The organism is Pseudomonas sp. CAM1A (genome assembly GCF_047501685.1).
GTDB lineage: Bacteria > Pseudomonadota > Gammaproteobacteria > Pseudomonadales > Pseudomonadaceae > Aquipseudomonas.
In genome coordinates, this window is record NZ_JBFNXP010000003.1 from 928535 (window position 1) to 952583 (window position 24049).

At 64.1% G+C, this 24049-nt stretch carries 19 protein-coding genes, 5 tRNA genes and 1 pseudogene; 15 read left to right on the forward strand and 10 right to left on the reverse strand.

What is annotated here, in order from left to right; translation table 11 throughout:
• Positions 1-4: 4 nt before the first annotated feature.
• Positions 5-460: a MarR family winged helix-turn-helix transcriptional regulator gene (locus tag ABZO33_RS12765; RefSeq protein WP_414536310.1), complete on the reverse strand. Its 456-nt coding sequence runs from the start codon at positions 458-460 to the stop codon at positions 5-7.
• Positions 461-515: 55 nt separating this feature from the next.
• Positions 516-1472: a LysR family transcriptional regulator gene (locus ABZO33_RS12770; RefSeq protein ID WP_414536311.1), complete on the reverse strand. Its 957-nt coding sequence runs from the start codon at positions 1470-1472 to the stop codon at positions 516-518.
• 115 nt (positions 1473-1587) lie between these two features.
• Between ABZO33_RS12770 and ABZO33_RS12775 the strand changes: the two genes are divergently transcribed.
• Entirely contained in the window at positions 1588-2337 is a 750-nt protein-coding gene (locus tag ABZO33_RS12775; protein WP_414536312.1) for a sulfite exporter TauE/SafE family protein, read from the forward strand.
• Positions 2338-2354: 17 nt separating this feature from the next.
• Here the strand turns inward: ABZO33_RS12775 and ABZO33_RS12780 are convergent, their stop codons facing one another.
• Complete coding sequence (locus ABZO33_RS12780) at positions 2355-3206, reverse strand: LysR substrate-binding domain-containing protein (RefSeq protein WP_414536313.1); 852 nt, start codon at positions 3204-3206, stop codon at positions 2355-2357.
• Between the two features lie 96 nt (positions 3207-3302).
• Here ABZO33_RS12780 and ABZO33_RS12785 point away from each other — a divergent pair, with 96 nt between their 5' ends.
• Together ABZO33_RS12785 and ABZO33_RS12790 are read left to right on the forward strand one after the other, a co-directional pair.
• The gene (locus tag ABZO33_RS12785; RefSeq protein ID WP_414536350.1) at positions 3303-3521 is read left to right on the forward strand and encodes a DUF1127 domain-containing protein; all 219 of its coding nucleotides are present in this window, start codon (positions 3303-3305) and stop codon (positions 3519-3521) included.
• Positions 3522-3592: 71 nt separating this feature from the next.
• Positions 3593-4813, forward strand: coding sequence for a winged helix-turn-helix domain-containing protein (locus ABZO33_RS12790; protein WP_414536314.1), 1221 nt, complete (start codon positions 3593-3595; stop codon positions 4811-4813).
• Here the strand turns inward: ABZO33_RS12790 and ABZO33_RS12795 are convergent.
• Positions 4794-6140: a class II 3-deoxy-7-phosphoheptulonate synthase gene (locus ABZO33_RS12795; RefSeq protein ID WP_414536315.1), complete on the reverse strand. Its 1347-nt coding sequence runs from the start codon at positions 6138-6140 to the stop codon at positions 4794-4796. The genes ABZO33_RS12790 and ABZO33_RS12795 overlap by 20 nt on opposite strands.
• 116 nt (positions 6141-6256) lie before the next feature.
• Between ABZO33_RS12795 and ABZO33_RS12800 the strand changes: the two genes are divergently transcribed.
• Both ABZO33_RS12800 and ABZO33_RS12805 read left to right on the forward strand, forming a co-directional pair.
• Positions 6257-7012, forward strand: a complete 756-nt coding sequence (locus ABZO33_RS12800; RefSeq protein ID WP_414536316.1) for a spermidine synthase — start codon at positions 6257-6259, stop codon at positions 7010-7012.
• A gap of 291 nt (positions 7013-7303) precedes the next feature.
• Positions 7304-9020, forward strand: a pseudogene (locus tag ABZO33_RS12805) (DEAD/DEAH box helicase).
• 85 nt (positions 9021-9105) lie between these two features.
• Here ABZO33_RS12805 and ABZO33_RS12810 read toward each other — a convergent pair.
• The gene (locus tag ABZO33_RS12810; protein WP_414536317.1) at positions 9106-9858 is read right to left on the reverse strand and encodes a DODA-type extradiol aromatic ring-opening family dioxygenase; all 753 of its coding nucleotides are present in this window, start codon (positions 9856-9858) and stop codon (positions 9106-9108) included.
• A gap of 101 nt (positions 9859-9959) precedes the next feature.
• Here ABZO33_RS12810 and ABZO33_RS12815 point away from each other — a divergent pair, with 101 nt between their 5' ends.
• Positions 9960-10610, forward strand: a complete 651-nt coding sequence (locus ABZO33_RS12815) for a thiopurine S-methyltransferase (RefSeq protein WP_414536318.1) — start codon at positions 9960-9962, stop codon at positions 10608-10610.
• Positions 10611-10742: 132 nt separating this feature from the next.
• Here ABZO33_RS12815 and htpX read toward each other — a convergent pair whose 3' ends face one another.
• Together htpX and ABZO33_RS12825 are read right to left on the reverse strand one after the other, a co-directional pair.
• Entirely contained in the window at positions 10743-11630 is an 888-nt protein-coding gene (gene htpX, locus ABZO33_RS12820; protein ID WP_038705666.1) for a protease HtpX, read from the reverse strand.
• A gap of 248 nt (positions 11631-11878) precedes the next feature.
• Entirely contained in the window at positions 11879-13090 is a 1212-nt protein-coding gene (locus tag ABZO33_RS12825) for a pyridoxal phosphate-dependent aminotransferase (RefSeq protein ID WP_046856559.1), read from the reverse strand.
• 167 nt (positions 13091-13257) lie between these two features.
• Between ABZO33_RS12825 and msrB the strand changes: the two genes are divergently transcribed.
• On the forward strand, positions 13258-13653 hold the full coding sequence (gene msrB, locus ABZO33_RS12830) for a peptide-methionine (R)-S-oxide reductase MsrB (protein WP_414536319.1): 396 nt from the start codon (positions 13258-13260) through the stop codon (positions 13651-13653).
• A 12-nt stretch (positions 13654-13665) separates the two neighbouring features.
• Entirely contained in the window at positions 13666-14154 is a 489-nt protein-coding gene (locus tag ABZO33_RS12835) for a glutathione peroxidase (RefSeq protein WP_046856557.1), read from the forward strand.
• On the opposite strand, the gene ABZO33_RS12840 is transcribed toward ABZO33_RS12835, so the two are convergent.
• Positions 14144-16498, reverse strand: a complete 2355-nt coding sequence (locus tag ABZO33_RS12840) for a response regulator (RefSeq protein WP_414536320.1) — start codon at positions 16496-16498, stop codon at positions 14144-14146. The genes ABZO33_RS12835 and ABZO33_RS12840 overlap by 11 nt on opposite strands.
• A 177-nt stretch (positions 16499-16675) precedes the next feature.
• Here ABZO33_RS12840 and ABZO33_RS12845 point away from each other — a divergent pair, with 177 nt between their 5' ends.
• Positions 16676-17563, forward strand: a complete 888-nt coding sequence (locus tag ABZO33_RS12845) for an ATP-binding protein (protein ID WP_414536321.1) — start codon at positions 16676-16678, stop codon at positions 17561-17563.
• On the forward strand, positions 17564-18046 hold the full coding sequence (locus tag ABZO33_RS12850) for a GAF domain-containing protein (RefSeq protein ID WP_414536322.1): 483 nt from the start codon (positions 17564-17566) through the stop codon (positions 18044-18046). It begins immediately after the preceding gene.
• An 84-nt stretch (positions 18047-18130) separates the two neighbouring features.
• On the opposite strand, the gene ABZO33_RS12855 is transcribed toward ABZO33_RS12850, so the two are convergent.
• On the reverse strand, positions 18131-18898 hold the full coding sequence (locus tag ABZO33_RS12855) for a hypothetical protein (RefSeq protein WP_414536323.1): 768 nt from the start codon (positions 18896-18898) through the stop codon (positions 18131-18133).
• A 448-nt stretch (positions 18899-19346) separates the two neighbouring features.
• On the opposite strand from ABZO33_RS12855, the gene ABZO33_RS12860 reads away from it, so the two are divergent.
• From ABZO33_RS12860 to ABZO33_RS12880, 5 genes are all read left to right on the forward strand, one after another.
• Positions 19347-19422 (forward strand) — tRNA-Glu (locus ABZO33_RS12860).
• Positions 19423-19426: 4 nt separating this feature from the next.
• Positions 19427-19502, forward strand: a tRNA-Gly gene (locus ABZO33_RS12865).
• 92 nt (positions 19503-19594) lie between these two features.
• Positions 19595-19670, forward strand: a tRNA-Glu gene (locus ABZO33_RS12870).
• Between the two features lie 5 nt (positions 19671-19675).
• A tRNA-Gly gene (locus ABZO33_RS12875) sits at positions 19676-19751 on the forward strand.
• An 89-nt stretch (positions 19752-19840) separates the two neighbouring features.
• Positions 19841-19916 (forward strand) — tRNA-Gly (locus tag ABZO33_RS12880).
• A 75-nt stretch (positions 19917-19991) separates the two neighbouring features.
• Here the strand turns inward: ABZO33_RS12880 and ABZO33_RS12885 are convergent.
• Positions 19992-24023 carry an RHS repeat-associated core domain-containing protein gene (locus tag ABZO33_RS12885; RefSeq protein ID WP_414536324.1) on the reverse strand — a complete coding sequence of 1344 codons (4032 nt, stop codon included), beginning with the start codon at positions 24021-24023 and terminating at the stop codon, positions 19992-19994.
• Positions 24024-24049: the final 26 nt, after the last annotated feature.

The following is a 24049-nucleotide window of genomic DNA, read 5'->3' on the forward strand; positions in this document are numbered from 1 at the left end:
GCCGTCAGAGGTTTTCTTGCAGCTGCGCGCGCAGGGCGAGCAGTTCGGCCTGCAGTTTGCGCAATTGCTCGGCGCTGTGGCCGCTGGCCTGCAGGATGCATTGCGGCACGCGCTGGGCTTCGGCCTGCAGGGCGCGGCCCTTGTCGGTCAGCTGCACCAGCACTACCCGTTCGTCCTCGCGGCTGCGGCTGCGCTTGAGCAGGCCTTCGCTTTCCAGGCGCTTGAGCAGCGGGGTCAGCGAGCCGGGGTCGGTGAGCAGGCGCTGGCTGATCTCGCCCACGGTCAGGCCGTCCTGCTCCCACAGCACGAGCATGGCCAGGTACTGCGGGTAGGTCAGGCCCAGGGCCTGCAGCAGGGGCTTGTAGACCTTGGTCATCAGCAACGAGGTCGAGTGCAGGGCGAAGCAGACCTGGTTGTCCAGCAGCAGCGCGTCGCAGGGGGCTTGGGTGTCGGCGTTCATGCAGGTCCTTGGAATCGGTGAGTAATAAAATCTAGCACGCCAAAGCTTGGTGCGCTCATTGCCAGCGCAGCTCGCTTCTCAGCGCCAGGTCCCAGGGCGGCACCGGGCTGAAACGGCTCTTGAGGAATTCGAGCAGCAAGCGGCTGCGAGAGTTCGTTTCATGTTCAAGGCGCAGTGCATAAATCCCGCTGGTTTCGGGGGCCGGCAGGCCGTTGTCGCAGAACAGCGGGAGCAGTTCGCCGCGCAGCAGGTAGTCGCTGACCAGCCAGGTCGGCAGGTGGGCGACGCCCAGCCCGGCCAAGGCACCGAACAGCAGCGTCTCGGCATTGTTGGCGGCCATGCGCATGCGTGTCGGGCGGTACAGGCGGGTCTGGCCGCCGACCTCGAAGCGCCAGGCGAACGGCGGCGCCAGGCCGTCCCAGTCGAGGCCGTCATGCCCAGGCAACTCGCTCGGGCAGGCCGGTACGCCGCGATTGGCCAGGTAAGCCGGGCTGGCGCAGGCGATCCGCACCATATACGCCAGTGGCGTGGCCACCAGCCGGGTATCGGCCAGGGGGCCTGCGCGCAGCACCAGGTCGACCTCGCCCAAGTGGCTGCCGTGCAGGTCGACGAAACTGTCGATCAGACGCAGTTGCACGTCGAGACCGGGGTAGGCCACCAGGAAGTCGGCGATGGCCGGCGCGAGGTGGCGCCGGCCGAAAGCGGCCGGGGCGTCGATGCGGATCAGCCCTTCGGGAGCGTTGCTCAGCGATACCGCCTCGGCCCGGGCCAGGCGCAGTTCCTCGATGATGCGCCGGGCCCGTTCGGCGAACGCATTGCCGGCCGGCGTGGCGCGCACCGCGTGGGTGCTGCGCGAGAACAGGCGGCTGCCCACCGCGTTTTCCAGGTTGTCGATGCGCCTGGCCACGGCCGAAGGCGTGAGCGGATGGCGACGGGCGGCGGCGGAGAAGCTGCCGGTCTCCAGCACATCGAGGAACAGACTCAGTTGTTCGGTAAGGATATCGGGGCTCATGTGGGTTCTGCTTATGCGGATTACGCAAAGCCATTGTGCGCTGCTGTGCGTTTCCCCGCCAGCCGTGACTGGGTAGCATGCCGGCATTCTCTGAAAGCAGGCGGATGAGGCGCGAATGATCGAGTGGTTGATGTACATCGTTTTGGGCGCAGCCCTGGGCACCTTGGGTGGCTTGTTCGGGATTGGTGGCGGGCTGATCGCGATTCCGGCGCTGGGGGTGCTGTTCGGCCTCGACCAGCAACTGGCCCAGGGCACGGCGCTGGTGATGGTGGTGCCCAACGTGCTGCTGGCGCTGTGGCGCTATCACCAGCGCAACCGCATCGAGTTGCGCCACGCCGTGCCGCTGTCGTTGTGCAGCTTCTTGTTCGCCTGGCTGGGGTCGATCTGGGCAGTGGGCATCGATGCCCAGGCGATGCGCCTGTATTTCGTCGGTTTCCTGGTGGCCCTGGCGCTGTGGAACGTGGCGCGCATGTTCCTGCCGGTGAAGCCGCCGAGCAACCAGCTGCGCTACCCCTGGCCTTGGCTCGGTGTGCTGGGCAGCTTCGCCGGGACCATGGGCGGGCTGTTCGGCGTGGGCGGCGCGGTGGTGGCCACGCCGATACTGACGTCGGTGTTCGGTACCACCCAGGTTGTGGCCCAGGGGTTGTCGCTGGCATTGGCGGCGCCGAGCACCGCGGTGACCCTGCTGACCTACGGCCTGCACCAGAGCGTGGACTGGAGCATCGGTGTTCCGTTGGCGGTGGGCGGCTTGCTGAGCATCAGCTGGGGGGTGAAGCTGGCCCATGCGTTGCCGGAAAAGGTATTGCGCTCGATGTTCTGTGTGTTTCTGGTGGTGTGCGCGGTGATGCTCGGGTTCGAGCTGTAGGCGCAGCCTGCGACGTACTACTTGAACCCTTCGACGATGTACTCGGCCATGCAGTCCGTAATCGGCGAATGCTGCTGGTCATTGCGCAGCAGCATCACATTGGCCATGTGCAACTGCGGCAGGCCGTCGTCCTCGCCGAGGATGCGCATTTCGCCGCCAATCAGGCTGTGCAGCTGCGCGGTCACCGCCAGCCCGGCGTGCACGATGGCGAAGATCGCCGCCAGGCTCGGGCTGGTGTAGGCAATGCGATACTCGATGCCTTGGCGCTCCAGGGCGTTGCAGGTCCAGGCCCGGCAAAAGCAGTCGGTGTTGAACAGCGCCAGCGGCATGGGGCGCTGCTCCTGCGGGCAGAAACCCTTGGCCGCGGCCCACACCAGGCGCTCCTGGCGCAGCAGCTGGCCGACCTCGTTGCCGGGCTCGCGGGTGACGATGGTCAGGTCCAGGTCCTGGCGCAGCATCAGCTGCTTGGACGAATCGCAATGCACCTCGACATGGATCAGCGGGTACGCCTGGGCGAAGCGGGTGAGGATGCCCGGCAGGTAGCGCATGGCATAGTCGTCCGGCGTGCCGATGCGCACCACCCCGACCATGTGCGGCATGCGCAGGGTATTGAACACCTCGCCATGCAGCTTGAGGATGCGCCGGGCATAGCCCAGCAGCACCTGGCCCTCGGCGGTCAGGCGCACCTGGCGGCCGTCGCGCTCGAACAGCTGGCGCTGCAGGATGTCCTCCTCCAGGCGCTTCATCTGCATGCTCACCGCCGACTGGGTGCGGTTGACCACTTCGCCTGCGCGGGTGAAGCCGCCTTGCTCGGCGATGGCGACGAAGGTGCGCAGCACGTCCGCGTCGAGACTCTGATACTGGGACATGGCATCAATCTCCGAGATGCATGGCATCAGAAACATTCGTTGGATTGATCTTAGGCCTGGGGCGAGACTGAAGCCATCCACAAGGAGGGCGTCATGATGAAAGGTCATTTCAACGAAGCTCACCAACCGGCCGCATCCCTGGGGCATCTGTGGCACGACGCCAGCGGGCTGGTGCTGCGCTGGTTCGAACTGCACCGCCAGCGCGACGAGCTGGCGCGCCTGAGCGATGCCACGCTGCACGACCTCGGGCTGTCGCGGGCGGATATCCAGCAGGAGGCCGAGCGGCATTTCTGGGAGGACCCGTTGCGTAAATGAAGGTGGCGACAATCGCGGGGCTTGCCCCGCGATTGCGTCTTTACTGTCTGGACACCAGACGGAGCCACCTCATGTCCTTCAGTTTGTCCCTCGCCCAGGCCCGCCGCCTGGCCTTGTCCGCCCAGGGCTTTGGCACGTCACCCGCGCGCCCGCCGACCCTCGCCAATCTCAAACGCATGCTCCAGCGCCTGGGCGTGGTGCAGATCGACTCGGTCAACGCGCTGGTGCGCTCCCACTATCTGCCGTTGTTCTCGCGCCTTGGCGACTATCCAGCCGACCTGCTGGACCAGCTCGCCTGGGGCAAGCGCCGTCAGCGCCGACTGTTCGAATACTGGGGGCATGAGGCCTCGCTGCTGCCGCTGGAGCTTTACCCGCTGATGCGCTGGCGGATGGCCCACGCCGCCGACGGCAAGGGCATCTACCGGCAACTGGCGACCTTTGGTCGCGAGCGGCGCGAGGTCATCGACCGGGTACTGGCTGCCGTGCGCGAGCGCGGTGCGTTGGGTGCAGGCAGCCTTTCCACCCGCGAGGAGCGCGCCGGCCCCTGGTGGGACTGGAGCGAAGAAAAGCACGCACTGGAATGGCTGTTCGCCGCCGGTGAGGTCACCGTGGCCGGGCGTCGTGGTTTCGAGCGCCTGTACGACCTGCCCGAGCGGGTGCTGCCGGCGGGCATCCTCGATCAGGCCCAGCCCAGCGAGGCTGAAGCGCACCAGGGCTTGCTGCTGCATGCCGCCGGCGCCCTGGGCGTGGCCACCGAACAGGATCTGCGTGATTATTTTCGCCTCTCGCCGCAGCAGAGCAAGGCCACCCTGGCGGTTTTGCTCGAGGACGGGCGCTTGCAGGCTTGCACCGTGCAGGGCTGGAAACAGCCGGCCTATGTCGCGGGCGTGCCACGGATTCCCCGGCGTATCGACGCCAGCGCCTTGCTCTCGCCGTTCGATTCGTTGGTTTGGGCGCGGGATCGCACCGAGCGCCTGTTCGACTTCCGCTACCGCCTGGAAATCTACACCCCCGCGCACAAGCGGGTGTACGGCTACTACGTGCTGCCGTTCCTGCACGACGGGCGCATCGCCGCGCGCCTGGACCTGCGTGCCGAGCGCGCCCATGGACGGCTGGCGGTACATGCGGTGCACGAAGAGGCGATGGGGCTGGACGAGGCGGGCTACCAGGCGTTGGCGCTCAGCCTGCAGAAGCTGGGCAACTGGTTGGGCCTGGCGCAGGTGCAGCTCAACTGCCCCCGCGCCGAGGGCAGCCGGCTGCGTCAGGCGTTGCTCAGCGGCGTACCTGCTTGAGGGTTTCGGCGATCAGGAAGGCCAGTTCCAGCGACTGGTCGGCGTTCATGCGCGGGTCGCAGTGGGTGTGGTAGCGGTCGGAGAGCGCGTCCTCGGTGATCGGCCGGGCACCGCCGATGCACTCGGTGACGTTCTGCCCGGTCATCTCGATATGGATGCCACCGGCATGGCTGCCCTCGGCCTGGTGCACTTGGAAGAACTGCTTGACCTCATCGAGGATCTGCGCGAAGTCGCGGGTCTTGTAGCCGCTGCTGGCCTTGATGGTGTTGCCATGCATCGGGTCGGAGCTCCACAGCACCTGGCGGCCCTCGCGCTGCACGGTGCGGATCAGCCCCGGCAGGTGGTCGCCGACCTTGCCGGCGCCCATGCGCACGATCAGGTTCAGGCGGCCCGGGTCGTTGTCCGGGTTGAGCACGTCGATCAGGCGGATCAGCTCTTCGGGGTTCATGCTCGGGCCGACCTTGACCCCGATCGGGTTGTGCACGCCGCGCAGGAACTCGACGTGGGCGCCGTCGAGCTGGCGGGTGCGGTCGCCGATCCACAGCATGTGCGCCGAGCAGTCGTAGTAGTCGCCGGTCAGGCTGTCGCTGCGCACGAAGGCTTCTTCATAGTTGAGCAGCAGCGCTTCGTGGGCGGTGAAGAAGCTGGTTTCGCGCAGTTGCGGGGCGGTGTCCAGGCCGCAGGCGCGCATGAAGGCCAGGGTTTCATCGATACGGTTGGCCAACTGGTGATACTTGTCGGCCAGCGCCGAGTTGGCGATGAAATCGAGGTTCCACTTGTGCACCTGGTGCAGGTCGGCAAAGCCACCCTGGGCGAAGGCGCGCAGCAAGTTGAGGCTGGCGGTGGCCTGGTGGTAGGCCTGCAACAGGCGCTCGGGGTCGGGGATGCGGCTTTTTGCGTCGAAGCCGATGCCGTTGACGATGTCGCCGCGGTAGGCGGGCAGGGTGATGTCGCCGATGGTCTCGTCGTTGGCCGAGCGCGGCTTGGCGAACTGCCCGGCCATGCGCCCGACCTTGACCACCGGGCAGCCGGCGGCGAAGGTCATGACAATGGCCATCTGCAGCAGCACCTTGAAGGTGTCGCGGATCTTCGCCGCGGAGAACTCGGCGAAGCTCTCGGCGCAGTCGCCACCCTGCAGCAGGAACGCCCGGCCCTGGGTCACCTCGGCGAACTGCCGGCGCAGCTCGCGGGCTTCACCGGCGAACACCAGCGGCGGGTAGCTGGCCAGGGTCTGCTCCACCTTCAGCAGGTGCGCGGCGTCGGGGTAGATCGGTTGCTGCTGGATCGGCAGGGTGCGCCAGCTGTCGGGGGTCCATTGTCGGGTCATTGCAAGCTCTATCCATAAGTGTCGTTAAGGCCTGCCAGCCATGGTACGCCCGCGCGTGCTTGTTGCACCACCGGCATTGGCGGACAATGGCGGTTTTGCGCGGGCAGGTGGTAGGGATGGCGACGGAGCGGGAAGAGCGGCTGCTGGCACGGGTCGAGGATGCCTTTGGCGTCATCAGCGTGTACGAGGTGGATGACTATCGCTTCCTCGAGTTCGGCGACGCCATCGAGCAGAGCTGCACCTTCACCGCCGACCCCAGCTGGCTGGAGTACGACTACACCCGCGCCATGCTGGTTGGCGCGCTGTGCCACGAACAGCCGGAAAGCGCGTTGTTCCTCGGCCTTGGCGCCGGCACCCTGACCCAGGCCTGCCTGAAGTTCCTGCCGCTGGAGGACGTCGAGGCCATCGAACTGCGCCCGGACGTGCCGCGCCTGGCCATGGAGTTCATGGGTCTGGACGACGATCCGCGGCTGTATGTGCGGGTGGGCGACGCCCTCGAGCTGCTGCCCAGCGCCGAAAAGGCCGACCTGCTGTTCGTCGACCTGTATACCGACTATGGCCCCGGCGTCGGGCATCTGGCCTGGGGGTTCCTGGAAAACTGCCAGAAGCAGCTCAACCCAGGGGGGTGGCTGGTGATCAACCAATGGGCCGGTGACGATGGCAAGCCACTGGGCGCGGCCTTGTTGCGCGGGCTGTACCATCGTCATTACTGGGAGCTGCCGGTGAAGGAGGGTAACGTGATCCTGCTGGTGCCCGCGGACCTGGAGCAGACGCTGGATATCGAAGCCGTGCGGGCGCGGGCCGCAACCCTGGCGCCGCAGCTGGGGTACTCGCTGGAGTATCTGATCAAGTCCATCCGCCCGGCGACCTGAATGGATGAGGGCAGCGCCGAGCCTGTGGGGAAACGATTCAGCCTGGATCCAATCCAAGCCTTGATCTTAGAAATATTTCTCACAGTTCATGGCGGATTCGGGTATAGTACGCGCCGGTCTTTTAGCGGACCTCGAATCAGGTGGTGCAAATCCTCCGAACCCAGCTTCGGCTGCGCGTCCGCTAGTCGGACCTTCCCAAGATGTTCCTTTTTCAATCGTTTTCGCAAATCCCCGCCGCCAAAACTGCCTGGGTGACCGTTTGGTCTTTCAAGGCATGTGCAGTTTTGGAGCATGGGTCTTTGCGGATGCACCTAGAGGCAGACCCATGACCCAGGAAACCGGCGGATTCGCCGCTCTCGATCTCAATCCGAATATCGTTGCTGCTGTTCTGGCCACCGGCTACGAAGAGCCTTCGGCTATTCAGCATCAATCGATCCCGATCATCCTCGCCGGTCACGACATGATCGGCCAGGCGCAGACTGGCACCGGCAAGACCGCTGCCTTCGCCCTGCCGATCCTCAACAAGATCGACGTGAGCAAGCGCGAACCGCAAGCCCTGATCCTGGCGCCAACCCGTGAGTTGGCGCTGCAAGTAGCCACCGCTTTCGAAACCTACGCCAAGCAGATGCCGGGCGTTAACGTGGTGGCCGTGTACGGTGGCGCCCCGATGGGCCCACAACTGCGTGCCATTCGTAACGGCGCGCAAATCGTCGTGGCCACCCCTGGCCGCCTGTGCGACCACCTGCGCCGCGACGAGAAAGTCCTGTCTACCGTTCAGTACCTGGTACTCGACGAAGCGGACGAAATGCTCAAGCTGGGCTTCATGGACGACCTCGAAGTGATCTTCGACGCCATCCCTGCAACCCGCCAGACCGTGCTGTTCTCCGCCACCCTGCCGGCCTCGATCCGTGCCATCGCCGAGCGCCACCTGCGCGAGCCGAAGCACGTCAAGATCCAGAGCAAGACCCAGACCGTGACCGCGATCGAGCAGGCCCACCTGATGGTCCACGCCGACCAGAAGATCCCGGCCGTGCTGCGCCTGCTGGAAGTGGAAGAGTTCGATGCGCTGATCGCCTTCGTGCGTACCAAGCAAGCCACCCTGGACCTGGCCGCCGCCCTGGAAGCCAAAGGCTACAAGGCTGCCGCGCTGAACGGCGACATCGCCCAGAACCAGCGTGAGCGCGTGATCGACTCGCTCAAGGACGGCCGCCTGGACATCGTCGTCGCCACCGACGTCGCTGCCCGTGGTCTGGATGTACCGCGCATCACCCACGTGTTCAACGTCGACATGCCGTACGATCCGGAGTCCTACGTGCACCGTATCGGCCGTACCGGCCGTGCCGGTCGCGATGGCCGTGCGCTGCTGCTGGTCACCCCGCGTGAGCGCCGCATGCTGCAGGTGATCGAACGTGTCACCGGGCAGAAGGTTGCCGAAGCCCGCCTGCCTAACCCGCAGGCCGTGCTGGACGCACGCATCAAGAAGCTGACCAAGAGCCTGGCACCGCTGGTGGCCGAGTCCGAGGCCAGCCATGGCGAGCTGTTCGACCGCCTGACCGCCGACCTGGGTTGCACTGCCCGTGCCCTGGCTTCGGCCCTGCTGCGCAAGGCCACCAATGGCCAGGCGCTGGACCTGGCTTCGGTCGAGCGTGAGCAGCCGTTGGTGCCGACCCACACTCCGCGTGAGCGCAGCACTGGCGAGCGTGCCGAACGTGGTGAGCGCAGCGACCGTGGTGACCGCGAGCGTCGCGCGCCGATGCCGCTGGCCGAAGGCCGTGTGCGTTGCCGTACCGCCCTGGGTGCCCGTGACGGCATCGCCGCCAAGAACCTGCTGGGCGCTATCCTCAACGAGGGTGGCCTGGCGCGTGATGCCATCGGTCGTATCCAGGTGCGTGACAGCTTCAGCCTGATCGAGCTGCCCGAAGACGGCCTCGAGCGTCTGCTGACCAAGCTCAAGGACACCCGCGTAGCCGGTAAGCAGCTGAAGCTGCGCCGCTACCGCGAGGACTGATCCTGGCGCTGCAATGAAAAATCCCCGGCCTAGGCCGGGGATTTTTTTGCCTGTTTCCAGCGCTGTAACCCTGTGCGTGGAAGCGTCAGTCGAACCGATAGATATCCATCCCCAGCGCCCCCAGCGTGAACCCTTGGTGCACGATGCCAAACCGCTCGCCAGCGCCCATGGCGAAGAACAGCGGCAGCAGGTGCTCGTCACTGGGATGATTGCGCACTGCAAACGGTGCCTGGCGCCGATAGTCCACAAGCGCCGCCTCGTCTTGCGCCTTCAACTGCTCCACCACCCAGTCGCGAAACGCCAGCGCCCAGGGCTCGACCGCGTCCGGCCCGGCGTGCCAGTCCAGCTCACCCAGGTTATGGGTGATGCTGCCCGAGCCGATCAGCAGGATGCCTTCCTCACGCAGCTGCGCCAGCGCCTGCCCGACCTTCAGTTGCAGGGCGGGGCCGGCCTGGCTGGGCAGCGACACCTGGATTAGCGGAATATCCGCCTGCGGATACATCAGCGACAGTGGCACCCAGGCACCGTGGTCGAAAGGCCGCTGCTCATCCAGGCGGGCGCCGAGCAACCCGGCCAGCCGCTGCGCCAGTGCCGGTTCGCCGGGGGCCGGGTAGCGCACCGCGTACAGGGCCGGCGGAAAACCATGGAAGTCATGCCAGGTCTGCGGCTGCGGGTTGCTCATCACCAGCAGTTCGCGGCTTTCCCAGTGCGCCGACACCACCACGATTGCCTTAGGGCGGGGCAGGGCGCGGGCCAGCGCGGCCAGGGCCGGGCCGCTGGCGCCGGGTTGCAGGGCGAGCATGGGTGAGCCATGGGAAATGAACAGGCTGGGCAGCATGGTGGGGTCCTGGCAGGTAAGATGCTGCCATCTTCGATCAGCCTTCGATCGAGATCCAATATAAGTTTTCACAGTCTTTTATCGAAAAACCGGGAGGGATCATGGAGCCAGCGTTCTGGCACAAGCGGTGGGCGGACAACCAGATCGGCTTTCACCAGGCTCAGGTGAACCCGTACCTGCAGGCGCACTGGCCGGCGTTGGGGCTGGCCCCGGGTGCCCGGGTGCTGGTGCCGCTGTGCGGCAAGAGCCTGGACATGCTCTGGCTGGCCGCGCAAGGGTATCGGGTGCTGGGTGTGGAGCTGTCGCGGCGGGCGGTGGAGGATTTCTTTGCCGAGCACGGGCTGTTGGCGCAGGTAACGCAGCACGGGAGCTTCGAGGTGTGGCGCAGCGACGAGGTGGAGCTGTGGTGCGGCGATGTGTTCGCCCTGCGTGCCGAGGATTTGGCTGATTGCGCGGGGGTGTACGACCGGGCGGCGTTGATTGCCTTGCCGCTGGCCATGCGCGAGCGGTACATGGCGTTGCTGGGTGAGCAGTTGCCGACGGTTTGTCGGGGGCTGCTGGTGACCCTGGATTACGACCAGGGGTTGATCGACGGGCCGCCGTTCTCGGTGCCGGACGCCGAGGTGCGGGCAGGCTTTGCCGCGTGGCGGGTCGATGAGGTCGAGGCGCGGCAGATTCTCGACGAGAGCCCGAAGTTTCTCAAGGCCGGTGTTGCAAGCCTGGTTGAGCGAGTCTACAGCGTTCGGCGTTGAAGCCATCGCGGGGCAAGCCCGCTCCCACGCCAGTCCGTGTGTGGCAGGCTGGGAGCGGGCTTGCCCCGCGATGTGGCCGCTACGGCAATGAAAAAGGGCGACCGAAGTCGCCCTTTCTTGTTGCTGCCTGGATCAGCCGCGACGGCGCAGCGCGTCGATGCGGTCTTCCAGCGGCGGGTGGCTCATCAGCAGGCCGGCCAGGCCGTGCTTCAGGCCGCCGTTGATGCCGAAGGCCTTCATCGTGTCGGGCATGTGCACCGGCAGGCCCTGCTCGGAGCGCAGGCGCTGCAGCGCGCCGATCATCGCGCCGGTGCCGGCCAGGTGGGCGCCGGCCTCGTCGGCGCGGAACTCGCGGCGGCGCGAGTACCACATGACGATGATGCTGGCGAGGATGCCCAGCACCAGCTCGGCGACGATGGTCGCGATGAAATAGGCGATACCGTGGCCTTCTTCGTTCTTGAAGATCACCCGGTCGACGAAGTTGCCGATGATGCGGGCGAAGAACATCACGAAGGTGTTCACCACGCCCTGCACCAGCGCCATGGTGACCATGTCGCCGTTGGCCACGTGGCCGATCTCGTGGGCCAGTACCGCGCGCACCTCATCGGGCGAGAAGCGCTCCAGCAGGCCCTGGGACACCGCCACCAGCGCGTCGTTGCGGTTCCAGCCAGTGGCGAAGGCGTTGGCCTCGTAGGCCGGGAAGATGCCTACTTCTGGCATCTTGATGCCGGCCTCGCGGGACAGCTCCTCGACGGTCTGCAGCAGCCACTGTTCGTGACGGGTGCGGGGCTGGGTGATGATCTGGGTGCCGGTGGTCATCTTCGCCATCCACTTGGAGATGAACAGCGAAACGAGCGAGCCAGCGAAACCGAACACGGCGCAGAAGACCAGCAGCTGGCCGAGGTTGAGGTCAACCCCGTTGGCGGCCATGAACCCGTTGAAGCCGAACAGGCTCAGGGTAATGCTTGCAACCAGCACCACCGCGAGGTTGGTGGCTACAAACAACAGAATGCGCATCATGGTTGTTACGTTCTCCTGACGGATGAGTTTGTTGCGTACTGCGGGGTATATAAGGGGGAGGGCGCTGCTATTCAACCGGGCGACTATTTCAAACTGTGTACGCGAGGAGTATGGCAGAGGATGCCGTGAGGGCTGTGGGTAGAGCGTTGCAGGATGTAAGGCAAAAGCATCGCGGGGCAAGCCCGTTCCCACGCCGACCAGTGTTGGGCAAGCGTGGGAGCGGGCTTGCCCCGCGATAACGGTATCGCTTACTGCGAATAAGTGCGCAGGAAGTTACCGATCCGCCCGATCGCCTGTTCCAGGTCATCCACCCGCGGCAAGGTCACCACGCGGAAGTGATCCGGCCACGGCCAGTTGAACGCCGTGCCCTGGACGATCAGCAGCTTCTCCGACAGCAGCAGGTCGAGGGCGAATTTCTCGTCGTTGAGGATCGGGCAGACCTTCGGATCGATGCGCGGGAACGCGTACAGCGCGCCCATCGGTTTGACGCAGCTGACCCCCGGGATCTCGTTGAGCAGCTCGTAGGTGCGGTTGCGCTGCTCCAGCAGGCGGCCCGGCGGCAGCACCAGGTCGTTGATGCTCTGGTAGCCGCCCAGGGCGGTCTGGATCGCGTGCTGGGCCGGCACGTTGGCGCACAGGCGCATGTTGGCCAGCATGTCGATGCCTTCGATGTAGCTCGTGGCATGGTGCTTGGGCCCGGAGATGATCAGCCAGCCGGAGCGGAAGCCCGCCACCCGGTACGACTTGGACAGGCCGTTGAAGGTCAGGCACAGCAGGTCCGGGGCCAGCGACGCGGTGCTGATGTGCACGGCCTCGTCGTAGAGGATCTTGTCGTAGATCTCGTCGGAGAACACCACCAGGTTGTGCTGGCGCGCCAGCTCCAGCATGCCCAGCAGCAGCTCCTTGGAGTACACGGCGCCGGTCGGGTTGTTCGGGTTGATGATCACCAATGCCTTGGTGTTCGGGGTGATCTTGGCCTTGATGTCGTCAAGGTCCGGGAACCAGTCGGCCTGCTCGTCGCACAGGTAGTGCACCGGCTTGCCGCCGGCCAGGCTCACCGCGGCGGTCCACAGCGGGTAGTCGGGCGCCGGGATCAGCACTTCGTCGCCGTTGTTGAGCAACGCCTGCATCGACATGACGATCAGCTCGGACACGCCGTTGCCGAGGTAGATGTCCTCGATGGTGACGCCTTCGATTTCCTTCTGCTGGCAGTACTGCATCACCGCCTTGCGCGCGCTGAACAGGCCCTTGGAGTCGCTGTAGCCCTGGGCGGTGGGCAGGTTGCGGATGACATCCTGGAGGATCTCGTCCGGCGCCTCGAAACCAAACGGCGCCGGGTTGCCGATGTTCAGCTTGAGGATGCGATGGCCTTCCTCTTCCAGGCGTTTGGCGTGCTTGAGCACTGGGCCGCGAATGTCGTAGCAGACATTGGCGAGCTTGTTCGATTTGCTGAACTGCATGATGAGATCCCGAGTGAGAATACGCGCCGCCTTCTTTCGAAAGGTTTGAAAGGGCGGGAACCGGGTGCCAGACTGGCTGCCTTGCACACGAAGCCAACTAATATACGTGCCACCCGCGCCAGGGAAAAGCCGGTGCGAGGTGAAATTCAGCCTGCCGAGGTCTCACCATGCAAAAGATCGACAAAACCCTGGACGAATGGCGCGCCATGCTCGATCCGGCCCAGTACCAGGTGTGCCGCCTGAAGGGCACCGAGCGGCCGTTCAGCGGCAAGTACAACAGCGAGCGCCGCGACGGCATCTACCACTGCATCTGCTGCGACCTGCAGCTGTTCGACGCCAAGGCCAAGTTCGATTCCGGCTGCGGCTGGCCGAGCTTCTATGAGCCGATCGAAGCGGCCGCGATGATCGAGATCCGCGACACCTCCCACGGCATGATCCGCACCGAGGTCACCTGCGCCCAGTGCGACGCCCACCTGGGCCATGTATTTCCCGACGGCCCGCCGCCGACCGGGCTACGCTACTGCATCAACTCGGTATGCCTGGACTTCAAGCCACGCGATTGATGGAGAGCGAACATGGCCGATGCGCTGCTGGACATCCCTTGCGTCACCCTTGGCGGTGAGCAGAAAGTGCTGGGCGACTTCGCCGGCAAGGCGCTGCTGGTGGTCAACACCGCCAGCCAGTGCGGTTTCACCCCGCAGTACAAAGGGCTTGAGCGCCTGTGGCAGGACTATCAGCGCCAGGGCCTGGTGGTGCTGGGCTTCCCCTGCAACCAGTTCGGCAAGCAAGAGCCGGGCGACGCCCGGGAGATCGCGCAGTTCTGCGAACTCAACTTCGGCGTGAGCTTCCCGCTGTTTCGCAAGATCGAAGTCAACGGCCCCGGCGCCCACCCGCTGTTCGCCGAGCTCAAGCGCCGCGCGCCGGGCCTGCTGGGTACGCAGAAGATCAAGTGGAACTTCACCAAGTTCCTGGTCGACCCGCGCAGCGGCAAGGTTACCCGCTTCGCCCCGACCACCAAGCCCGAAGCGCTGAAAGCGGCGATCGAGCCACTGCTCAACCGCTGACAGGCACCCAGTGCTCGATCAGCGCCAGCAGTTCCTCACGCCGGAACGGCTTGGCCAGGTAGTCGTTCATGCCCGCTGCGCGGCAGCGTTCGCGCTCCTCGGGCATGGCGTTGGCGGTCAGCGCGACGATCGGCAGCTCCGGCCAGCGGCTGCTCTGGCGGATGCGCCGGCTGGCCTCGTAGCCGTCCATCACCGGCATGTTGCAGTCCATCAGCACCAGATCGAAGCTGTCCCGCTCCAGGTAGTCGAGTGCCTCCTGGCCGTGGGCGGCCACCTGCACCTGGCAGCCGAGTTTACCCAGCATGCCCTTGGCCACCAGTTGGTTCACCGGGTTGTCCTCCACCAGCAGGATGCGCGCCCGCAGCTCGCGCGAGGCCGGTACCTCGTGGGGCAGCGGCGCGTTGGGTTCCCCTTGCAGGGTGCGGCGCAGCGTCTGGTACAGGGCGTTGCGCGCCAAGGGCCGGGCCAGTTGCTGCAAGGGTTGCAGTTGCTCGGCCTGTTCGGCAGGCAGGAAGTTGCCATAGGCGGTCACCAGCAGGATCGGCGCCGCGATGGCCGGACGCAGGTCGAGCACGTGGTCCAGGTCGTCGGTGATCAGCAGGTCGACCGGCAGCCCGGCCAGTGCGCTGGCGTCCTCATGGCGCACGTAATCCAGCCCCCAGCGCGGCAGCAGCCCTTGCAGCAGCTCGGCCAGGCCGCTGCCGGGGTTGCCCAGGGCCACCACGCGGCCACTGATTGCCGCCGGCGGGATCGCCTCGGTATGCGCCGGTAGCGGCAGGTCGGCGCTGAAGCGGCTGCCGAAGCCGGTTTCGGAATGAATATGCAGATGGCCCTGCATGGCCTTGCACAGGTTGCGGGTCAGGGCCAGGCCCAGCCCGGTGCCGCCGTATTGGCGGGTGATACCCGCGCCGGCCTGGGTAAACGGCTGGAAGATCCGTGCCTGGGCTTCCTCGGGGATGCCGATGCCGGTGTCGCTGACTTCCAGGCGCACGCCGCCGACGATGCTGCTCAGGCGCACATCGACACGCCCGAAGCGGGTGAACTTGAGCGCGTTGGACAGCAGGTTGCTGACGATCTGCCGCACCCGCGTCGGGTCGCCCAGCACCGTGCTGGGAAAGTCCGGGGCGATCAGGCAGGTCAGCTCGACACTGGGCGCGGCATTCTGCGACAGCAAGTTGGCGGTATCTTCGACCATCGCGCCGAGGTCGAACGGGATGCGCTCGAGCTCCAGCTGGCCGGCGTCGAACTTCGACAGGTCGAGGATATCGTTGAGCAGCTCCACCAGCACCTTGCCCGAGTCGTGGGCGATCGACAGCTGCTGGCGCTGCTCGGCGGCCAGGCCGCTGTCCAGGGCCAGGGCGATCATGCCCAGCATGCCATTGAGCGGCGTGCGGATCTCGTGGCTCATGTTGGCCAGGAAGGCGGCGCGAGCCTGGGCCATGTCCAGGGCGCGCTGGCGTGCTTCGTCCAGTTCCTGGTTGGACAGGCTCAGGCGGCTGTTGCTGGCCTTGAGCTCGGTGGTGCGCGCCGAAACGATATCCTCCAGCTCGTTGAGGTACTGGGTCAGGCGGTTCTCGGCGGTGCGCCGCTGCTGGATCTCGGTGGCCATGCTGACGAACTGCTGGTTGGCGACCCGCACCAGCACGCCGATCTCGTCGTTCTCATGGCCCTTGGGGCAGTCCACGCGGTTTTGCCGGGGTGTGCGCGCATCGTTGCCGCTGAGCGCGCCGATCACCGTCACCAGCGGCTTGGTCAGCATCAGGTAGAACAGCGCCAGGAGGATGCCGGTGAGCACCAGGCTGCGGGCGAAACCGTTTACCAGGGTGATCCCGGCGCGGTCGAGGAAGCGCCCGCCAAAGGCGTAGGTGTCGACGTCCAGGTACAGGGTGCCGAGGTATTCCTCGGGCATGTGGGCGAGGAACAGGCGGTCCTGGAACAGGCGCTGCTCGCCGAACAGGAAGTCCGACAGTGGCCGATAGCGGCTTTCCATGCGCGGCCGCTGCACGTCGGCCAGCACCGTGTCGTTGTTATCGATCAACCGCGCACGGATCAGCGCCGGGGATTTCAACAGCCCGCCGGTCAGCTCCTGGGCCAGTTCGGTGTCGATGTTGTAGGCGATGCGCGAGGCGGTGTCGTGGCTGATCTTCAGCAGCGCCTGAATTTCACGGTTGATGGACGCGTCTTCGCTGGCATAATCGATGCCGATCTGGATGAGACTGAGCAATGTTCCCAGGATGAAGCCGACCAGGACTGTCAACCGGGCTTGCTTGTATGACAGGCGATTGGTGAACTTGATATCCATGGGTCCCAAGCCGGTTACTTGCTCCGTGCGCTGCGCAAGCATAGCCGATCAGCCCTGGCTGCTGGCGGGTCTGTCTATTCATTTCAGTTGATCGCTGTAAACGGGGCCTGCGGCCCATCGCGGGGCAAGCCCGCTCCCACGGAGTATTACGTGGGAGCGGGCTTGCCCCGCGATGGCGCCTCCGATGCCCTGGATAACTGAAATCCCTAGGAGCCCATCATGGACGCCCGCCTTACCGCTTTCCTCGACCGCGCCGAATCGGTCCTCGCCCGCCTCGAACCCCTGCTGCCGGCCCCGCGCCCGGATATCGACTGGGCCCGCACCCTGGCCGCCCGCTGGCAGCGCGATGGCCGCAGCGGCTACCTGATGCCGCTGGAGGTCAGCCTCGATATCCGCCTGTCCGACCTGATCGGCGTCGACCAGCAGCGCGAGCAACTGGGCCGCAACACCCACCAGTTCATCAACGGCCTGCCGGCCAACCACGCTCTGCTGTGGGGCTCGCGTGGCACCGGCAAGTCGTCGTTGGTGCGCGCGCTGCTGGCCGAGCACGCAGGCCAGGGCCTGCGCCTGATCGAAATCGAGCGCGACCACCTGGCCGACCTGCCACGGGTGGTCGAGCAACTGCACAAGCTCGAGCAGCGCTTCATCCTGTTCTGCGACGACCTGTCGTTCGAGGCCGGGGAGGGCGACTACCGGGTGCTCAAGAGCGTGCTCGACGGCTCGCTGGAGCAGGCCCCGGACAACGTGCTGCTGTACGCCACCTCCAACCGCCGCCACCTGGTGCCGGAGAAGCAGAGCGACAACGAAAACTGGAAGATGGTCGACGGCGAGCTGCACCCCAACGAAGCGGTGGAGGACAAGATCGCCTTGTCCGACCGCTTCGGCCTGTGGCTGTCGTTCTACCCGTTCAGCCAGGAGCATTTCCTCAACGTGGTCGAGCACTGGATCGGCCAGCTGGCGCGCCCGGCCGGGCTGCGCTGGCAGCGTGACGAAGCCCTGGACATCCTCGCCGTGCGCTGGGCCACCGGCCGCGGCAACCGTAATGGCCGTTGTGCCTATCAGTTCGCCCGCTACTGGGTCGGGCTGCAATTGCTGGAGCAGAAATAAATGATCGACCTCAACGCCAGTGGCAAAGGCCTCGACGGCTACGACCTGCTGGCCGCGCAAGTGCAGGCGCTGTTCGCCGACGAGCGTGACTTCATCGCCAATGCCGCGCAGTTCTCGGCGTTTCTCTACAACCAGGTGGAGGACCTGAACTGGGCGGGCTTCTATATCAACCGCAACGAAGAGCTGGTGCTCGGCCCGTTCCAGGGCCAAGTGGCCTGCGTGCGCATTCCGTTCAGTCGTGGCGTGTGCGGCGCCGCGGCGGCCACTCGCACCACCCAGCGGGTCGAGGACGTGCATGCGTTCCCCGGGCATATCGCCTGTGACAGCGCGTCGAACAGCGAGCTGGTGATTCCGCTGGTCAAGGCCGGCAGGCTGATCGGCGTGCTTGACCTGGACAGCCCGAAGCTGGCGCGCTTCAGCGCGGCCGACCAGGCGGGGCTGGAGCGGTTGGTCGAGGTGTTCCTCGAGTTGACCGACTGCTGAAATGAACAAGGGGCCTGCGAAGGCCCCTTGTTCTTGGATGTTACGGCGTGGAAGCGGGCTTGCCCCGCGATAGGGCCGGCATTGTCAGTCGTAGATCACCTTCTTCTTCCAGGTCTCGTCCTCATCGGTCTTGAGCCCCTGGGTCAGCGCGTTCTGGTCGTTCTCCGCCGGCTCCATCTGGTCCAGCACCTGGGCGTTGGCCCGGTTCAGCAGTTTCTCCATGTAGGTCAGCTGCTCTTCGTACTGCTTGGGCTCCGGCTGCTTGCGCAGGTACTGCACGCCACGCTCGAAGGCCAGGCGCGCCTGGCCCGGCTGGTTCTGCTGCAGGGCTTGCTGGCCGAGGTTGTTGAAGAACTCGATATGCAGCAGCACCAGGATATGGCGGATCTCCTTGACCCAGTACTTGCCTTCGTTGGTCGCCAGGAAGCCTTCCTGGGTGGCGCGTACGATCTGGTTGTGCAGCAATTCGAGCAAAAAGCGTACGTCCTTGGCCTTTACCTCGGTATGGATCGGCGCGGGCGGGTTGCTCACCGGGATTCGCTCGCCCAGGGCAATCAACCCGTCCAACTCGGCGATACGCGCCTTGAGGTCGCCGCTGTGTTTGTCCAGGGCCAGCTGGCGCTGGTTGAGGTTCAGTTCGAGGCGGGTCAGCAGCAGCTTCAGCGCGGGCGTCATGAACTGCCCGGGGAAGGTTTCGGTGATCTCGCCGCAACGGCGCAGGCGGTCGGCCAGTTCGACCTTGAGCCGGGCACGCTCGAGCTTGCCGTTTTCGACCACATTGTTCAGGTAGCCGATCACGATCAGCAGCGCGATACCTGCAACGATAAGCAGGGTGATCAGAAGTGGTGTCACCGTTAACGCCTCATGAAGAAGTTTTGCATCTATCGAGAGTGTAGTGAGTCCGCCCGCAAGCGAACAGTGCAGCCTGGCGGAACAGTCCTGCGCGCCCTTGAATCTGTGAAGCATTCGTGGGAGCGGCGGTGCGCCGATGCGGCTTGCCCGCGATCAGGCCTTCAAGCCTTGCCTAAATGTATCGGCTCGTAATCCAAAACCTACAGATGCTGGCACATCGCTACGAGCTTGCCGAGCCGGCGTCAGAAAAGCAACGCCAATCCCCGGACACATCCTGCATCACTGCCCATGACGACGGGAAGTCATTGATTTAAATAAATTTCTACAAAGGGGTTGACGACCTCCCAAGGCATCCATAGAATGCGCGCCACTTGCAGCGTAAAGCACACAGCGAAACGCGGCAGGGAGTGAAAGCAAGCAGTGCTTTAATAGGTAGTGCGAGCAGCGTGTCCCCTTCGTCTAGTGGCCTAGGACACCGCCCTTTCACGGCGGTAACAGGGGTTCGAGTCCCCTAGGGGACGCCATATTGCGGGAATAGCTCAGTTGGTAGAGCACGACCTTGCCAAGGTCGGGGTCGCGAGTTCGAGTCTCGTTTCCCGCTCCAGTTTCTCCGGCACTGCTTCGGCAGGGCAGGAAAAGAAAATCCAGGCTGAATCGCGAGGTTCATGTTCTGGTGCGCTGAAAAGCGTCGGCTTAGTCCCCTTCGTCTAGTGGCCTAGGACACCGCCCTTTCACGGCGGTAACAGGGGTTCGAGTCCCCTAGGGGACGCCATATTTGCGGGAATAGCTCAGTTGGTAGAGCACGACCTTGCCAAGGTCGGGGTCGCGAGTTCGAGTCTCGTTTCCCGCTCCAGTTTCAATGCATCGTTTCGGCGGTGCCGGCGGTGCCGGTGGTGAAGGTCTTCAAGGCGCTTCACGCCACATGCGGTAAAGCTTCACCCTGCGGGAATAGCTCAGTTGGTAGAGCACGACCTTGCCAAGGTCGGGGTCGCGAGTTCGAGTCTCGTTTCCCGCTCCAAATTGAAAACGCCACTTCGTTTGAAGTGGCGTTTTTTTTTGAGCAACAGATCATCGTCCGTGAGCGAAAACTGGCTTACATCCTGATATTTCTGCCGCTTTGGGTAGTGCGGTCATATGTAGGTCTGGGTATGCGGAAATTTGATTTTTGATCATGCCATTGTGAGCCAAGTCCCGAACCGGCAGGCTTTGGACTCCCAGCTTGACCAATGCGTTGAAGAGCCAGGCCTGAGACGTTGTCGGAGAGCGCCAGCCCCATGGACACGTAACCAACTACCATGGCCGCCTTGGCCAAGCTGGGGTCCAGGGTGAAGTTGGCAGCCGTTTCCACCCCGAATGAAACGGTCTGGGCAATGGCCCCGGCTACAGACATGCCCGCCATCAAGACTTGTGGCGCCGCTGCAAGCAGGGCAGCCGACGCGCCCATGGCGCCTACAGCTGCCACCGCCGAGGTTCCGGCTACTGCCACCCCCGCCACTGCAGCGGCCGTGGAACCTGTCACTGCGCTAGCGCTGGCAGCGGTGGCGGCAATCGATACTGCTACGGCACCTGCTGCCGCACCAGCCGTCACGACGGCCGCAACAATGGCCAGGGCCGTGAACAGTATTCCTACACCGAGCGCTATCCATACTCCGCTGCCCCCGCCTTGTTGTTGTTGGATCATCCACTTTTGCTCAGGCGTAATTTCCACGCCCCTTTTTCCCCGTTTGGCCAATCCTCGTTCATCGCGCTCTGCCAGGCCGCGGCTGGCCCTCCCGGTCGGGTCGCTGAAGGTAATGGGGTTGCCCTGGCAATAGGCGTAGCAATTGATACCGCCATTGCCGAATGGGCTGAGTGTATCCGGGCCCTGGAAGCGCATCAGTTCGGGATTATAGGCGCGGTGGCCGCGACCGAGCAGGTACCAGCCACTGTCGGGGTCAAGGTATTCGCCGTTGAAGCCCAGCAGGCTGGCCAGGGTACCAAAACGCTGGCCGTAGGCGCTGTAGCCTGGATTGCCGTCGGCAGGCTGCGGGCTGTCGGCAATCACGCTGCCGCTGGCGGTGCAACTGAACATCCGAGTCGCGCTGGTGTCGCCCGCTTGCTGCTGGCCCAGTGGCAGGTCGCCGGCATGCAGCAGATGTGTCTGGATCTCCCCCTGGATAGCCAGGCGCAAGCGGTTTTTCTCGAACAACAGCAGGGTGTCGTCGCTGCTCTCGGCTTGTTTCGTGCGAATCAGGTGGCCGTGGGCGTCATAGTGGTAGGTGCCGCCGGCTTTTTTCGAGGTTTTGCTCACTTGCAGCAGGCGCTTTTCACTGTCGTAGCGCATCGACCTGCCGTTCTCGTCGTTGAGCTGGCAGCCATTGGCGTCATAGTCAAACCGCTCGGTGGTGTCGGGCCTGGCGGGTGAGTAAATGACCCGGCTCAATTGGCAAGGGTCCTCTTCCTCGTACTTGAAGGTGGCGGTGTGTTCTGTCTGATCCTTGAGCGTGGTCTTGCGCGAGGTGATGTTGTCCAGTTCATCGTAGGTAAATGCTTGTGCGGTATATTCCTGGCCCTGATCATTGCTCGGTAGGTCGCGGCCCGAGCACAAGTGTTCAAGGAGGCGGCCACGCTCATCGTAAGTGAATTCTTCTTTCAAAAGGCTGGTTTTGCCCTCTTCCAGATGGCGCAGCTCAAGCAGATTTCCTGGCAGCCATTTCTGCGTAATTGAGCGTTCCGGTTGTGCCCCGCGTTTGAAGGTGCGCTTCTCTTCATGTCCCTGATCGTCATAGATGAAGGTGGTGGTAAGTTTTTCCTGGGTGTGCAGGTCCACCAGCTCAACCTTCTTCAGTTGCCCGAGGGGGTCATAGTAAAAATCTGATTGCAGATTGCCCTGGGTGGTTTTTTCGGGGCGCCCATACGCGTCATAGGTGAACGTGCTGTCGGGGCCATCATCGATTTGTTGCCAGCAAAGACGACCGTGTAGCGATATGCCCTGGCGGATCGTGTAGAGCACCTTGCCCCGGTCGTCGCTCCAGCTTTCCAATCTGACGCGGTTGTTCCAGTCGTACTCGTAGGTGCGGGTGCCCTGTTGGTTAATGGCTTTTTCAAGGCGTGCGCTGGTTTTGTTGAACGTGAATTCGGCAATGCCTTCGGGGGCCTCGGTCATCTTCGGGGCGTCAGTCAGCTGGGGATCATAGTTGAAGCTGATTTGATCACCCTTCGCCGAAATGTGCCTGGAAGGTCGAGTCATGCCAGATGGGTAGAAAAGCTTCTCGGTTCGGTCACCTGTCGTTTTGCTTTCAAGGCGATCGAGGCCATCGAATATCTGGCTACCGATTGAGCGCGGCAGCGTGGCGGATTTGCTGGTACGTATCGCAATAGCAAGCTCCTTGCTCGAATGTTTGCTGTAGTCGCGGGCCACCTGCGTGCCATCGGCCAACGTCGTTTGAGTCATGCGATTCCAAATGTCGAATTCGAACCGTGTGGAGTGGGTGCGTTCGTCTGTCTGCACTTTGCAGTTACCCAGCCCATCGTATTCGTAATTCTGCTCGGCATAAGGCTCACCGTTCGCCAGCAGACGCTGGGTTTTGACGGGTTTGCCGAAGGCATTCAACCAGGATTCCGTTTTGCCGCTGATCGGGGTTACGCCCTTCACCGTCACCCCTTGGCGCCAGGCTTTTTCGATATGTCCTTTGTGGGCCGTACTCCCGGTCGGCTCGATGAACTTGTGTTGCTGTACACCATCGGCGCCTGTCACGCAGCATTCCTCGCCCCAGCTGTTGTAGGCGAAAGTGCGTCTCAAGGGCAAGGCGATTGGAGGTGGGGTGGGGGCGCTTACTGTTGGCATCTGGGGGAGGTAGTCGATCAGCGTTTCGCTGACCTTCTGGCCGAAGGTGTTATAGACGATGGAAACGGTTTCCATCGGCGTATCCGGTTTGTTCTCGTCGATGTGGCTACGGCATTCGCGTACCGGCCTGCCCAGGCCATCCACATAGGTGGTGGTGATGACGCCGCGGACGTTGGTCATGATCTGCTTGGTTTCAGAGCTGTTGGCACCGCAGAGTGTGTAGTCATAATGGCGTGTCGCTTTGAACTCATCCTCGTCCGGAGCGACGATCTCGTCCGTTACCCGGCGCAACTCATCGTACCGGGTAAGAATGCGTACGCCATTGTTGTCCTCGAACAGCACTGGCTCGCCGGTAAGCAGTGAATGGGTCAATGTCATGGTCCTCTGCCGCGACTCCTCCGGGCTGCCGTCCTCCTTGTGATCCCACCCGGTCACGGTCTGGAAGATCGTCAGCACCGGCTCGTCATCGAGCAACTTGGCCTGCAGAGGCTTGATCCTGCCATGCAGCGCCTTGACGTGCACCGGGAGATCCACCGGTGCGGTGACGTGCTGGCCCGCTTCCTCCTCGCAGTCATAGCAGTAGGCGGTGACGGTGGGCTTGCCGTTGAGGGTGACGGTTTCGGCCTTTACCCTGCCATGGGTCTGGTATTGGGAGGGCGTGTCGAAATAGGCGTAATCGGTCGCCTGCAGCCCATCGCCCGATTCGTTCTCGCTCAGCGACAGCACCTCGCGCTCGATCCGGTGCCAGGATTTCGGCCCGTTGCCGGGCAGCGCAGCGGCCTTCTCGTAGCTGTAGTGCTGGTACAGGGTCGGCGCATCCTTGTGCGCGGCGGTAGGGTCGGGAATGCGTGCGGTGCGTTTCAGGCGTGGCGTGAAGAAGTTGGGGTCACGCGGATCGGCGCCCTCGCCGCCGGTCGGATGCCACTCGTAGGCCGTGGTCAGGCCAAGCACCGGCCTGTCGATGCGTGGATCGCCATGCACCTGAGCCTCGCTCTCCAGGTTGCCGTCAGTCGTGTATAGGCGGATGTCCCCTTCGAGATAAGGCATGCCGCTGTTGCGCTTCCAGATGCGCGTGGTGATCCCCGGCAGCTGGCAATAGGCAGGTTGCTCATGGAAATAACCGTCCTTGCTGTAATACTTCGTTTCAGTGATTTCGGTGGAGGTGACCTGGGTCTTGGTATCGGTGTGGGTGGTCTCCTCGCGGACCAGCAGGTGGAAACGGTTGTACTCGCGCTCGACCTTGTGCTCCTCGCCCTGCTTCGTGCGTGTCTCGGTCGAGCCGTAGGCGTAGGTGCCCACCGAACTGAACAGGTAGTCCAGGCCAT